Source organism: Bradyrhizobium sp., assembly GCF_030693485.1.
Taxonomy (GTDB): Bacteria; Pseudomonadota; Alphaproteobacteria; order Rhizobiales; family Xanthobacteraceae; genus Bradyrhizobium.
On record NZ_JAUYAN010000359.1, the window covers coordinates 1 to 13,305 of the forward strand.

Annotated in this window: 10 protein-coding genes; 7 read left to right on the forward strand and 3 right to left on the reverse strand. The window is 64.2% G+C overall.

Features of this window, described 5'->3' with window-relative positions; translation table 11 throughout:
• The 3 genes from Q8N40_RS26235 to Q8N40_RS26245 all read right to left on the reverse strand — a co-directional run.
• The coding region (locus tag Q8N40_RS26235; protein ID WP_305713880.1) for a HAMP domain-containing protein at positions 1–993 on the reverse strand (993 nt) is incomplete at its 3' end.
• Positions 990–1,688 (reverse strand): response regulator transcription factor, encoded by a 699-nt coding sequence (locus Q8N40_RS26240; protein WP_305713881.1) that lies wholly within the window; start codon positions 1,686–1,688, stop codon positions 990–992. The genes Q8N40_RS26240 and Q8N40_RS26235, both read right to left, overlap by 4 nt.
• A gap of 37 nt (positions 1,689–1,725) precedes the next feature.
• Positions 1,726–2,559 (reverse strand): hypothetical protein, encoded by an 834-nt coding sequence (locus tag Q8N40_RS26245; protein WP_305713882.1) that lies wholly within the window; start codon positions 2,557–2,559, stop codon positions 1,726–1,728.
• 319 nt (positions 2,560–2,878) lie between these two features.
• On the opposite strand from Q8N40_RS26245, the gene Q8N40_RS26250 reads away from it, so the two are divergent.
• The 7 genes from Q8N40_RS26250 to Q8N40_RS26280 form a co-directional block, all read left to right on the forward strand.
• Positions 2,879–3,985: an efflux RND transporter periplasmic adaptor subunit gene (locus Q8N40_RS26250; RefSeq protein WP_305713883.1), complete on the forward strand. Its 1,107-nt coding sequence runs from the start codon at positions 2,879–2,881 to the stop codon at positions 3,983–3,985.
• A 13-nt stretch (positions 3,986–3,998) separates the two neighbouring features.
• On the forward strand, positions 3,999–7,139 hold the full coding sequence (locus tag Q8N40_RS26255; RefSeq protein ID WP_305713884.1) for an efflux RND transporter permease subunit: 3,141 nt from the start codon (positions 3,999–4,001) through the stop codon (positions 7,137–7,139).
• 29 nt (positions 7,140–7,168) lie between these two features.
• Positions 7,169–7,780 carry a TetR family transcriptional regulator gene (locus tag Q8N40_RS26260; RefSeq protein WP_305319662.1) on the forward strand — a complete coding sequence of 204 codons (612 nt, stop codon included), beginning with the start codon at positions 7,169–7,171 and terminating at the stop codon, positions 7,778–7,780.
• A 153-nt stretch (positions 7,781–7,933) separates the two neighbouring features.
• Positions 7,934–8,566, forward strand: coding sequence for a flavin reductase family protein (locus Q8N40_RS26265; protein ID WP_305319661.1), 633 nt, complete (start codon positions 7,934–7,936; stop codon positions 8,564–8,566).
• Positions 8,567–8,816: 250 nt separating this feature from the next.
• Positions 8,817–11,084, forward strand: coding sequence for an acyl-CoA dehydrogenase (locus tag Q8N40_RS26270; protein ID WP_305713885.1), 2,268 nt, complete (start codon positions 8,817–8,819; stop codon positions 11,082–11,084).
• Positions 11,084–12,367: an acetyl-CoA C-acetyltransferase gene (locus tag Q8N40_RS26275; protein ID WP_305713886.1), complete on the forward strand. Its 1,284-nt coding sequence runs from the start codon at positions 11,084–11,086 to the stop codon at positions 12,365–12,367. Before Q8N40_RS26270 ends, Q8N40_RS26275 begins: the two co-directional genes overlap by 1 nt.
• A 2-nt stretch (positions 12,368–12,369) precedes the next feature.
• The coding region (locus tag Q8N40_RS26280) for an enoyl-CoA hydratase-related protein (RefSeq protein WP_305713887.1) at positions 12,370–13,305 on the forward strand (936 nt) is incomplete at its 3' end.

A 13,305-nucleotide genomic window follows, 5' to 3' on the forward strand; every position in this document is an offset into this window, starting at 1 on the left:
TTCGTGCGAGACATGGGTGGCGAAGGTCGAGATGAAGCTGGAGCGCGTATTCAGCCGCCGCGCCATGTCCAGAAAACTCTGCGACAGCAGCGCGAATTCGCTGGTGCCGTGATGCCGCAGCGGACGCAGCGCGTCGCGGTCGCCCTTGCCGACCAGATTGGTGCGCTCCACCAGTTCGCGCATCGGGCCGGTGATGGTGCGGTGAAACAGAAACCCGATCAGCAGCGTCGGCACGATCATCGACAGTATCGCGAGAATGACCCGGCTGCGCTGCTCGTACAGATATTTGAAGACGTTGCTCGGCGTGCGCGAGGCATAGACCACGCCGGCGACCTGCTCGCGGACGATCACCGGCATCGCGATGAAGACGCGCATCCCGGTGCCGCGGCTCATCGAATAGAGCGAGGGCTGTTCGTTCTCGGAGATACGCACCCGCAGCACGCCCTTGAAGCGGCCTTGCAGCGCCTCGCCGACTTCCTCCAGATGCGCCAGCGACAGCCCGACTTCCTCGCGGCCGGCGATCACGACGCCGTTGGGGTCGAGCAACCGGAAGCCGGCCAGCGTCACCTTCTGGGTAGCGACCAGATCCGGCATCATGCGCGCGCCAAGCGCAGCGAAGCCGGGATCGGCCGGCGCCGATGGCGTGCGCGCCGCCGGCCGCGGCGGCAGCACGCTCTCGCTGACCAGTTCGAGTTCGGCCCAGATCGGCTGATACGGCGCTTCGGATGGTTTCGGTGCCACCGGCGCGACCTTCGCGCCGAGCGCAACGCCCTTGGGAATGCCGGTCTCCACCTCGCGGCGGAAGGTGGCGGCGAGTGCTGCGCTTTGCGCGATCAGTTCGGCTTCGGCCTGCTGGATCAGCTGGTTCTGGTAGACTTTCAGGAAGTAGATGCTGAACAGCGGCAGCGCGAGCACGCTGGTGAGAACGACAAAGACGACGAGGCTGAGGCTTGGCCGCCATTTCCGACTGGTGTTGGCCGTTGGCTCGCTCAACGCGCGGCCTCGCAACGTCCCAGCTTGAAGCCGACGCCGTGGACGGTCTCGATCGCGGACTCGCAGCCGGCGCCGGCAAACTTGGCGCGGATGTTCCTGACATGGCTGTCGATGGTGCGGTCGGCGACGTGAATATTGCCGGCATAGGCAGCATCCAGAATCAGCTCGCGGGTAAAGACAAAACCCGGCCGCGCCAGCAGCGTGCGCAGGATGGAGAATTCGAGCGCCGTCAGCGCGATCGGCGTATCGCGGAAGTTCGCGGTGCGGGCGTCCGGATCGAGCGCGAGCCCGCCATGGTTCATGGCCTTGCTTTCCGCCGGTGCCGGGACAGTTCGCGCCCGCCGCAGGATGGCATTGACCCGTGCCACCAGCTCGCGCGGACTGAACGGCTTCGTCACATAGTCGTCGCCGCCGATTTCGAGGCCGAGGATACGATCGATCTCCTCGTCGCGGGCGGACAGGAACAGGATCGGCGTATCCGAGGTTTTCCGGATCTGGCGGCAGACCTCCAGCCCGTCCATTTCGGGCATGCCGATGTCGAGCACGATGAGGTCGTGGACGTTGCGGTCGAACCGGGCCAGCGCTTCCTTGCCGTCCTGCGCAATGGAGATCGCCATGCCGGTCTTCTCGAATGCGAAGCGGACGACGTCGCGGATATGGGGGTCGTCATCGACCACGAGAATGGAATGAGCCACGGTCGCTAGCCTTTGCCGCCGTCGAGGGATTTTTGCGTCATGTCGCGATTGTTAGCCAAATATCGGTCGAGACGCCACGCCCGAAAACCAGACCCTCGCCAGTTTGCAGAGAGCCGCTGGATTTCATGATTGTGGCTGGTGTCGCGGGCGACCGGCCAAAGCGGTCGAACTGCTGCAGCCGGTATTCGATCAGCGGATTAGCAGACGCGAACAGGCTGAAGAACACGAAGCATGCGGCCAGTGGAATGATCCAGGCCACCAGCGTGTCCATGCTCAGCCAATCCGGAAGCCGTCCCTTCATCGACTGCCATGCTTCAAACAAATCGCCGGCCAGTTGAAACGGGCCTCGAAACGGGATCGTTGCGGCTTCGAGCAGTCGCCATGGCCAGGACGATGCTTCAACGGCCGTGACGACGATGACGAACAGCGCGGTTGCCAGCGTGGTCACAGTCACCGACTGCGCGTTGACGTCTTCGACCAGCGCAAGCAGGCCGGCAACGAATACGCCGGTCATGAAGATCCGGGTCCTGCGCGTCGCATGCACGTGATTGCCGGCGATGCCTGCAATACCGAGCGTCGCCAGAAACAGCGCCAGCGAGATGCCGATCTGCCAGCCGTAGAACAGCCAGTCGGCCAGCGCCGCGCAGCCGGCGGCAAGCAGCAGCGGCTTGGCCAGCGAGCGGGCGGCAGCTGGGGCAATTTCGAGATCGGACGCGGTCGCAATCGACATGGCGTTCATTGTCCGGAGGTGACGAGGGTGAGGTGGCGAACCCGGGGCTTGGAGTTGAGCTCGGGCCTGGATTTGGGCCTGGCCGCGTGACGCATCGCCAAGGCGGTCACGGGGCTGCGGGCGGACGGCGTTTCCAGCCACCAGCCGTCATTGAGCAGCCGGCGAGGCAGCCGCGATCGTCTGAAGCGGACGTCGATGATTTTCCCCATGATCCGAGCATGGGGTCACGGTTGGGAGGGCCGATGTACGGGGTGATCAGGAAATGCGGATTGTTGTGCAGGTTTTGCGCAGGGGCAGGGGTGCGCGACCCCGGCTGCGTTGCCCCCGCTCTCCGTTGACCCGACTAATTCGCGTGGCCCTTAACCAGCTCACCAACTCACGAAATCATGATCAGTGACGAATATTGACAATCGTCACTGTACAATCGACACTGCCCTCCATGCCATCGAGGGAAACCAAAATGCTCGCTCGTTCCATTTTATCTAGCTATTCCAAATTCTTAGCTGGACTCTCACTGGCCGCTGTGGCGATCGCCCTGACCGGCTGTAATGAGAAAGTCACCGAAAAGGCCGCCCCCGAACGTCCCGTGCTGGTAACGACGGTGCAGTACAAGCCGGAATCGCCGGAGCGTAGTTTTGTCGGCACCATCAGGCCCCGGATCGAGACCGACATGGGCTTCCGGGTCCCCGGCAAGGTGGCAAAACGGCTGGTCGAGGTCGGCCAGAGCGTGGAAGTCGGCCAGCCGCTGGCCGCCCTCGATGAAGTCGATCTGAAGCTGCAGGCCGAGCAGTCCGAGGCCGAATTCCGCGCCGCCACCGGCGTGCTGGCGCAAGCTACCGCTTCCGAGCAGCGCGCCAGGGATTTGCGCGCCAAAGGCTGGACCACCGACGCGCAGATGGACCAGTCCCGCGCCGCCGCCGACGAAGCCCGCGCGCGGTTCAATCGCGCCGAGCGCTCGGTCGAACTGACCAAGAACAGCCTGTCCTATGCAACCCTGGTCGCCGACACCCGCGGCGTCGTCACCGCCACCCTGATCGATTCCGGCCAGGTGGTCGCGTCGGGGCAGACCGCGGTTCGGGTCGCGCGCTTTGCGGAAAAGGAAGCCGTTGTCGCGATCCCGGAAACGCTGGTCGGCCGCGCCAAGCAGGGCACAGCCAGTGTCAGCCTGTGGTCCGAACCCGACAGGAAGTATGCCGCGAAGTTGCGCGAGATCGCGCCGGCGGCCGATCCCGCGACCCGGACCTATCTTGCAAAATTCTCGCTGCCGGAGGCCGGCGAGAGCGTCTCGCTCGGCATGACCGCGACGCTCACTCTGGCCGATCCCGCCACTTCGAGCGTGGCGCGGCTGCCGCTGTCGGCGCTGTACAGCCAGGGCGGCAATCCCTCGCTCTACATCGTCGACGACAAGGGTGACGTGACCCTGAAGCCGGTCATCGTGAAATCCTACGACAGCAACAACGTCGTCATTTCCAGTGGCGTCGATGAGGGCTCGAAAGTCGTCGTGCTAGGCGTGCAAAAACTCGACCCGGCCCAGAAGGTCAGGGTCGTCTCGTCACTGTCGTTCTGAGCGGGAGCGTGAGATGAAACACTTCAACCTCTCGGCTTGGGCGGTCAGCCACCCCGCGCTGATCCTGTTCCTGATGATCGCACTCGGCGCCGCCGGCTTCTTTTCCTACCAGAACCTCGGCCGCGCCGAGGACCCGTTCTTCACGGTCAAGGTGGTCAACGTCTCCGCGATCTGGCCGGGCGCTACTGCGGCCGAAATGCAGACCCAGGTCGCCGACCCCATCGAGAAGAAACTGCAGGAACTGCCCTATTTCGAGAAGGTGCAGACCTACTCGAAACCGTCCTTCACCGCGATGCAGGTCACTTTCAAGGATTCGACCCCGCCCAAGGACGTGCCCTACCTGTTTTATATGCTGCGCAAGAAGCTCGCCGACGTGCAGGGCCAGCTGCCGGCCGGCCTGCTCGGGCCCACCGTCAACGACGAATTCAGCGACGTCGATTCCATTCTCTATATGATGACCGGTGACGGCGCCGACTTCGCGCAGTTGAAGAAGGCCGCCGAAGGCATGCGCCAGCGGCTGCTCAAGGTGCCCGGCGTGACGAAGGTCAATCTCTACGGCGCCCAGGAAGAACGGATCTTCGTCGAGTTCTCGCACGCCAAGCTGGCGACGCTCGGCATCACGCCGCAGGCGCTGTTCGATTCGCTCGCCAAGCAGAACAACGTGGTGCCGGCCGGCACGGTGGAGACTTCCTCGCAGCGCGTGCCGCTGCGCGTCACCGGTGCGCTCGACGGCGCCAAGGCCGTGGCGGAAACACCGGTCGAGAGCAACGGCCGGGTGTTTCGGCTGGGCGATATCGCCACCGTCACCCGCGGCTTCGTCGATCCCCCGACCTTCGTGGCGCGCCAGGAAGGCAAGCCCGCGCTCGGCATCGGCGTGGTCACTGCCAAGGGCGCCAACATCCTGGAGCTCGGCAAGCAGGTCGAGAACGCCGGCAATGAATTCATGAAGGCGGTGCCGCAGGGCATCCAGGTCGAGCAGATCGCCGATCAGCCCAAGGTGGTCGAGCGCGCCGTCGGCGAGTTCGTGCGCTCCTTCATCGAGGCGCTGGCGATCGTGCTGTTTGTCAGCTTCCTTGCATTGGGATGGCGCACCGGCATCGTGGTGGCGCTGTCGGTGCCGCTGGTGCTGGCGATCGTCTTCGTCGTGATGAATGCGATGTCGATCGACCTGCACCGGATCACGCTCGGCGCGCTGATCATTGCGCTCGGGCTATTGGTCGACGACGCCATCATCGCGGTCGAAATGATGGTTGTGAAGATGGAGCAGGGCTGGGACCGCATGCGCGCGGCGGCCTTTGCCTGGGAATCCACCGCGTTTCCGATGCTCACGGGAACGCTGGTCACGGCCGTCGGCTTCCTCCCCATCGGCTTTGCCAATTCGGCGGTCGGCGAATATGCCGGCGGCATTTTCTGGATCGTGGCGATCGCGCTGGTGGCGTCCTGGTTCGTCGCGGTGATCTTCACGCCCTATATCGGCGTCAAGCTGCTGCCCAACATCACCGTCAGCCACAACCATGATCCGCATGCGGTGTACGAAACCCGTTTCTACCGGATCCTGCGCAGCATGATCCAGTGGTGCGTCGACCACCGGGTCAAGGTGGTGCTGGCGACGGTGGCCGTGTTCGCGCTTTCCATCATCGGCTTCGGTCGGGTGCAGCAGCAGTTCTTCCCGCTGTCGGAACGGCCCGAACTGTTCCTGCAGCTGCGGCTGCCCGAGGGTACCGCGTTCAACGTTACCGAGAAATCCGTGAAAACGGCCGAACAGCTGCTGAAGGACGACAAGGACATTGCGACCTACACATCCTATGTCGGCCAGGGTTCGCCGCGCTTCTGGCTCGGACTCAACCCGCAGCTGCCCAACGAGGCTTTCGCCGAAATCGTCATCGTCTCGAAAGACGTCGATGCGCGCGAGCGGATCAAGGCCCGGCTGGAGAAGGCGGTAGGCGAGGGCGTGTTGTCCGAGGCGCGCGTGCGCATCGACCGTTTCAATTTCGGCCCGCCGGTCGGCTTTCCGGTCCAGTTCCGCGTCATCGGCCCCGACCCCAACACGGTGCGCGACATCGCCTACAAGGTACGTGATGTCGTCCGGCAAAATCCCAATGTCCGGGATCCGGAGCTCGACTGGAACGAGCAGTCGCCCTACCTCAAGCTGGTGGTCGACCAGGACCGCGCCCGCGCGCTCGGTCTGACCCCGCAGGACGTATCGCAGGCGCTGGCCATGCTGATTTCGGGCGCGCAGGTGACGACGATCCGCGACGGCATCGAGAAGGTCGGCGTGGTGGCCCGCGCGGTGCCGTCCGAGCGGCTCGATCTCGGCCGGGTCGGCGATCTCACCGTGACCTCGCGCAACGGCGTCGCGGTGCCGCTGACGCAGATTGCCAAGATCGAATACGCCCACGAGGAGCCGATCATCTGGCGGCGCAACCGCGACATGGCGATCACCGTGCGCGCCGACGTCGTCGACGGCGTGCAGGCGCCCGACGTCACCAGCCAGATCGCGCCCAGGCTGCAGGCAATTCGCGACAGCCTGTCGCCGGCCTACCGGATCGAGGCAGGCGGCGCGTTCGAGGAGTCCGCCAAGGGCAATGCCTCGATCTTCGTGCTGTTTCCGCTGATGGTCCTGGTCATGCTGACCCTGCTGATGATACAGCTGCAAAGCTTCTCGCGGCTGATCCTGGTGTTCCTCACCGCGCCGCTCGGCATCATCGGCGCCTCGCTGGGACTGAATATCGCCAACCAGCCGTTCGGCTTCGTGGCGCTGCTCGGGCTGATCGCGCTGGCCGGCATGATCATGCGCAATGCGGTGATCCTGGTCGACCAGATCGAGACCGACGTCGCCGCCGGCCTGACCCGCAAGGAAGCCATCGTCGAGGCTACCGTCCGGCGTACCCGCCCGGTGGTGCTGACGGCGCTGGCCGCGATCCTCGCGATGATCCCGCTGTCGCGCTCGGCGTTCTGGGGCCCGATGGCGATCACCATCATGGGCGGCCTGTTCGTGGCGACCTTCCTGACGCTGTTGTACCTGCCGGGACTCTACGCACTCTGGTTCCGCAAGAGCCTGGAGGAACGCGGCAGCGGCGAGACAGTTGACGTTGCGCCGCAGCATCAACCGGTGCCGCAGCCCGCAATTCCGCTTGCCCAGGCGGCGGAATAATTGAACATTGAACGAGATTGAGTCCTGACATGGCGCTGATTTCCGACCATATCGAACCCGACACGCGAGAACGGATTCTCGTGGTGGCGGAGCGTTTGTTCCGCGAGATCGGCTATCAAAAGACCACCGTGGCCGATATCGCCAAGGTGCTGCGGATGAGCCCGGCCAACGTCTATCGCTTTTTCGATTCGAAGAAGGCGATCCATGAGGGCGTCGCGCGCGTGCTGATGGGCGAGGTCGAGGTCGAGGCGCAACGGATCGCCGACAGCAAAGGTCCGGCGGGGCTGCGCCTGCGCGAACTCATGAACACCGTCCACCGCATGAATTCGGAACGCTATGTCGGCGATTCCAAGCTGCACGAGATGGTCGCGATCGCGATGGAGGAGGACTGGGAGGTCTGCAACGCCCATATCACGTTGATTACCCAGACCATGGGCAGCGTGATCGCGCAGGGCGTGGCAGCAGGCGAATTCGAGGTGGCAGACCTCGAGCAGGCGGCGTTGTGCTGCTGCACCGGCATGGTGCGGTACTTCCATCCGCAGATGATCGCGCAATGCGCCAACAAGCCCGGTCCGACGATCGACCAGATGATCGATTTCATCCTCGCCAGCATGGCGCCGCGGGGCAAGGCGGCGCGCTAGGTGTCAGTTTCGCAGGGTAGGCAAAGCGCGCTTGCGCGTGCCCACCATTCTTGTTCAAAGGGATTGGTGGGCACGCGAAGCCTGTCATCGGGCGCGCATTCGCGCGACCCGGTGGCTTTGCCCAGCCCGCGGCCCCTACAAAGGAAAAATAACGTGGACGCCAAAACCCCGAAAGACCTGCATTTTTACGAGCCGGCCAACGGCCATGGCCTCAAGCACGACCCCTTCAACGCCATCATCGCGCCGCGTCCAATCGGCTGGATCTCGTCGCGGGACGCCAAGGGCAATGTCAATCTGGCGCCCTACAGCTTCTTCAACGCCTTCAACTATCACCCGCCGATCATCGGCTTTTCCTCGACCTCCTGGAAGGACACCGTCCAGAACATCCAGGAGACCGGCGAGTTCGTCTGGAATCTCGCCACCATGGACTTGGCCCAGCAGATGAATGCCACCGCGGCGCATGTCGCCCACGGCGTCAGCGAATTCAGCGTCGCAGGCCTCACGGCGGTGCCCGGCAAGCTCGTCAACGTGCCGCGGGTCGCGGAAAGCCCTGTCGCGTTCGAGTGCAAACTGTCTCAGATCATCCAGCTGCAGGGCGCCGACGGCAAAAAGGCGCAGGCCTGGCTCACGCTCGGCGAGGTCGTCGCCGTCCATATCGACAAGGCCTTCATCAAGGACGGCGTCTACCAGACGGCACTTGCCCACCCGATCGTCCGCGCCGGCCGCCAGGGCGACTATTTCGAGATCAAGCCGGAAAACATGTTCGAGATGAAGCGGCCGGATTGACCTTCTTCCCTCGCCCCGCAAGCGGGGAGAGGTGAAGCCGGTATCGCACCCCTGCCGCGCTCTCCGGAACCGCCGCCCCTCATGGTCGTTGTCCGGCACCAGTGTGCCTTGGACGAAATTCATGGATCAATTTCGCCTTATTTTCAGTGCGAAGTGTTCACCGAAATCCCCGCTTTCCACTAGAATGAACCGTCTTTTGGCATAAAGGGTGCCGCGTAAATCGCGCCGTTTCCGACATGAGGACACCGCCATGAGCTTTCGCCGCGATACCATCACCAAGCCGATCTTCTCCTGGGCGCGCGGCGTGCTGCCGGCGATGTCCGACACCGAGCGCGAGGCTTTGGAGGCCGGCGACGTCTGGTGGGACGCCGACCTCTTCACCGGCAATCCGGATTGGGCCAAACTGCTGGCGGTGGCTCCGGCGACATTGACGCCGGAGGAGGTGGCATTCCTCAACGGCCCGGTCGATACCCTCTGCGCCATGCTCGACGACTGGAAGATCAACTGGGAATGGCGGGATTTGCCGCCCGAGGTGTGGTCCTACATCAAGCGCGAAAAATTCTTCGGCATGATCATCCCGAAGGAATATGGCGGGCTCGGCTTTTCGCCCTATGCGCATTCCGAGGTGGTGCGGAAGCTTTCGTCGCGTTCGCTGACCGCCGCGGTCACCGTGATGGTGCCCAATTCATTGGGCCCCGGCGAACTGCTGATGCGTTTCGGCACCAAGGACCAGCAGCAGAAATGGTTGCCGCGCCTCGCCGACGGAAGCGAGATTCCTTGTTTCGGACTGACCAGCCCGGAAGCCGGCTCCGATGCCGCCGCGATGATCGACAGCGGCATCATCTGCAAGGGCAATTTTGACGGCAAGGAAGTGCTCGGGCTCCGGCTGAACTGGCACAAGCGCTACATCACGCTAGGTCCGGTGGCGACGCTGCTCGGCCTCGCCTTCAAGGCCTGCGATCCGGATCATCTCGTGGGATCCCAGGAAGAACTCGGCATCTCCGTGGCGCTGATCCCGACCGGTCTGCCCGGCGTCGAGATCGGCCGGCGCCATCTGCCGTCGATGCAGGTCTTCCAGAACGGCCCCAACAGCGGTCATGATGTCTTTATCCCGATGGACTACATCATCGGCGGCCAGGAACGTCTCGGGCAGGGCTGGAAAATGCTGATGACGGCGCTCGCCGCCGGGCGCGGCATCTCGCTGCCGTCGCTGTCGGCCGCGGGCGCGGCCTATGCTGCGCGCACCAGCGGGGCCTATGCCCGCATCCGCGAGCAGTTCAACGTTCCCATCGGCAAGTTCGAAGGCATCGAGGAGCCGCTGGCGCGCATTGCAGGCACCGCCTATCTGCTCGACGCGGCGCGGCGACTGACCTGTGCCGCGCTCAATCAGGGCCATCATCCCGCTGTTATTTCCGACATCATGAAGCTGCATGCCACCGAACGGATGCGGATCGCGATCGACGACGCCATGGACATTCATGGCGGCAAGGCCGTGATCGACGGCCCGCAGAACTACATGGGCAGCCTCTATCGCTCGGTGCCGGTCGGCATCACCGTGGAGGGCGCCAATATCCTGACCCGCAATCTGATCGTATTCGGGCAGGGCGCGATCCGCGCGCATCCGTATCTGCTGGAAGAGATGAATGCGCTCGGCGAGGCCGACCGCGCCAAGGGGCTCGACGCCTTCGACAAGGCGTTCTGGAAACATATGGGTCACAGCGTCACCACGCTGTTCCGGGCCTGGGGCCGCAACTGGACTGGTGGCCTGTTCGCGCCGGCGCCGGATGCCGGCGACGCCACCCGGTTCTATCGCCAGCTATCGCGCTATTCCTCGGCTTTCGCGCTGTGCGCCGACATGGCGCTGCTGACGCTCGGCGGCGCGCTGAAGCGCAAGGAAATGCTCTCGGCGCGGTTCGGCGATATTCTCTCCGAACTGTATCTGCTGTCCGCCGCGCTGAAACGCTGGCAGGACGAGGGCCGGCAGCAAGCCGATTTCGCCGCCCTCGAATGGTGCATGGCCAGCGGCTTCCGTACCATCGAAAACCGTTTTGCGGAAATTCTCGCCAATCTGCCCAACCGCTTCGTCGCCATCATCCTGAAGTTCGTGATCCAGCCGTTCGGCGCGCGCGTGCTCGGGCCGTCCGACCGCGTGGTCCACCAATGCGCCCAACTCGTGCTGGAGCCGTCGGCGGCGCGCGAGCGCCTGACTTCCGATCTGTCACATGTCGATGACGATGGCGGCGTGGCGCGGCTGGAGAAGGCGTTCCTGCTGGTCACGGGCGCCGAGGAGATCGCCAGGAGCATGCGCGCGGCCCGTATCAATGACTGGAATGAAGCGGTGAAGCGGGGCGTCATCACCCGGACCGAGGGTGAGAAGATCGCAGCCGCCCAGGAAGCGGTCGCCAGGGTGATCGAGGTCGACGACTTCGCACCCGAAGCGCTGTCGCCGATTTACAAGAAGCCCGCCGATGTGCATCAGTTCTTCCAGGAATTGGGTGAACAGCGGGCAGCAAGCTGATGGCGCGACCGGTCTACATTATCGACGGCAGCCGGACGCCGTTCCTGAAAGCGCGTTCCGGCCCTGGACCATTTACCCCGGTCGATCTCGCCGTGCAGTGCGGCCGGCCGCTGCTGGCACGGCAACCCTTCGCGCCCGATGCGTTCGACCAGGTGATCCTCGGCTGCGTCAATGTCATTGCCGACGAGATGAATCCGGCGCGGGTCGCCGCGCTGCGGCTCGGCATGGGCGAGGCCATGGTGGCGTTCACGGTGCAGATCAATTGCGGCTCCGGGATGCAGTCGATCGATACGGGGTACCGCTACATCCGCGAAGGCAATTCGGACCTGATCCTGGCCGGCGGTGCTGAAGCCCTCAGCCACGCACCGCTGGTCTGGCCGCAGCAGGGCGTGCGCTGGTTCGCTGGATTGGCCGGCGCCAAGGGTATTTTGGCAAAGCTCGCCGCGCTCGCGAAAACACGCCCGTCCTATTTCAAGCCGATCATCGGGCTGGAGCGCGGGCTGACCGACCCGATCACCGAACTCAACATGGGACAAACCGCCGAAAAGGTCGGTTATCTCTTCGGCATCACCCGGGCGCAGTCGGATTTTTATGCCGCCGAAAGCCACAAGCGGCTCGCCAACGCGCAGGCGCAAGGCTGGCTCAAGGGCGAGGTCGAAACCGCGTTCGCGCGCGACGGCAGGTTTTATGACCATGACGACGGCGTGCGGCCGGATTCCACGCCCGAAAAGCTGGCGGGCCTGAAGCCGGTGTTCGAGCGGCCGTGGGGCCAGGTCACGCCCGGCAATTCCTCGCAGATCACCGATGGCGCGTCGTGGGTGATCCTGGCCTCGGAAGAAGCGGTTGCGAAACACGGTCTGACGCCGAAGGCAATGATTGTCGACAGCCAGTGGTCGGCGCTCGATCCCTCCATCATGGGCCTCGGGCCGGTGCTGTCGTCGAACGAACTTTTGAAGCGCAACAAATTGTCGCTCGGGGATATCGAGACCTGGGAATTGAACGAGGCGTTCGCGACGCAGGTGCTGGGCTGCCTCGCCGCCTGGAACGATGAAAAATTCTGCCGCGAGATTCTGGGCCTCGACGGTGCCGCCGGGCCGATCGACCACGCCAGGCTGAATGTGGACGGCGGCGCCATCAGCCTCGGTCATCCGGTCGGCTGCAGCGGCAACCGCATCGTGCTGCATCTCGTCAATGCGATGAAGCGGCTGGGAACGAGGCGCGGCATCGCCACCGAATGCATCGGTGGCGGGCAGGGCGGCGCCATGCTGATCGAGACGGTGTGATCATGGATTCGAAGATCATGGACCTACTCGGCGACCGCATGCTCGAACTCGGCCCGAAGCCCGAGCCCGACAGCCCCTACCGCCATTTCAAGCTGACCCGCGATGCCGACGGCATCGCCTGGCTATTATTCGACCGCGAAGACGCCAGCGCCAACACGCTGTCCGCCGATTTGATCGAGGAGCTCGAGACGGTGCTGGCCGCGCTGGAAAGCCAGCGTCCCACCGGGCTCGTCGTCCGCTCGGCAAAGCCATCCGGTTTCATCGCCGGCGCCGACGTCAACGAATTTCGCGGCGCCACCGATCCGTGGCCGGTCGAGATCGCGATCGGCCGCGCCCATACCGTGATCGACCGCCTTGAAGGGTTGAGGGTTCCGACCGTCGCGGTGATCCACGGTTTTTGCCTCGGCGGTGGCCTCGAAGTCGCATTGGCCTGTCAATCGCGCATCGCCATCGAGGGCGCGCGCTTTGGCTTTCCGGAGGTGATGCTCGGCCTGCATCCCGGCCTCGGCGGCACGGCGCGCTTCACCAGGCTGGTCAATCCGATGCAGGCAATGACCCTGATGCTGACCGGCAAGACCATCGATGCCCGCAAGGCGAAGTCGCTCGGGCTGGTCGATGCGGTGGCGGAGGAGCGGCATGTCCGTAATGCCGTTCGGGACGCGGTATTCGGCCGGCTGAAGTGCGCCAAACCCGGGCCGTTGAATTGGATCCTGAACCTCGGTCCGGTCAGGGGCTTGCTTGCCAGGCGGATGCGCAGCGAGGCGGAAAAGGCCGCGCCCCACCAGAATTATCCCGCACCCTATGCGCTGATCGATCTCTGGGAACGGCATGGCGACGACAAGCTGGCGATGCTGCGGGCCGAAAAGCCCTCGTTCGCCAAGCTGATGGTGACGCCGACGGCGCAGAACCTGATTCGGGTGTTTTTCCTGCGCGAGCAG

Coding starts and splice junctions, on each gene's coding strand:
- Q8N40_RS26275 (WP_305713886.1), top strand. CDS start 11,084: ATGGCGCGACCGGTCTACATTATCGACGGCAGCCGGACGCCGTTCCTG.
- Q8N40_RS26250 (WP_305713883.1), top strand. CDS start 2,879: ATGCTCGCTCGTTCCATTTTATCTAGCTATTCCAAATTCTTAGCTGGA.
- Q8N40_RS26255 (WP_305713884.1), top strand. CDS start 3,999: ATGAAACACTTCAACCTCTCGGCTTGGGCGGTCAGCCACCCCGCGCTG.
- Q8N40_RS26260 (WP_305319662.1), top strand. CDS start 7,169: ATGGCGCTGATTTCCGACCATATCGAACCCGACACGCGAGAACGGATT.
- Q8N40_RS26270 (WP_305713885.1), top strand. CDS start 8,817: ATGAGCTTTCGCCGCGATACCATCACCAAGCCGATCTTCTCCTGGGCG.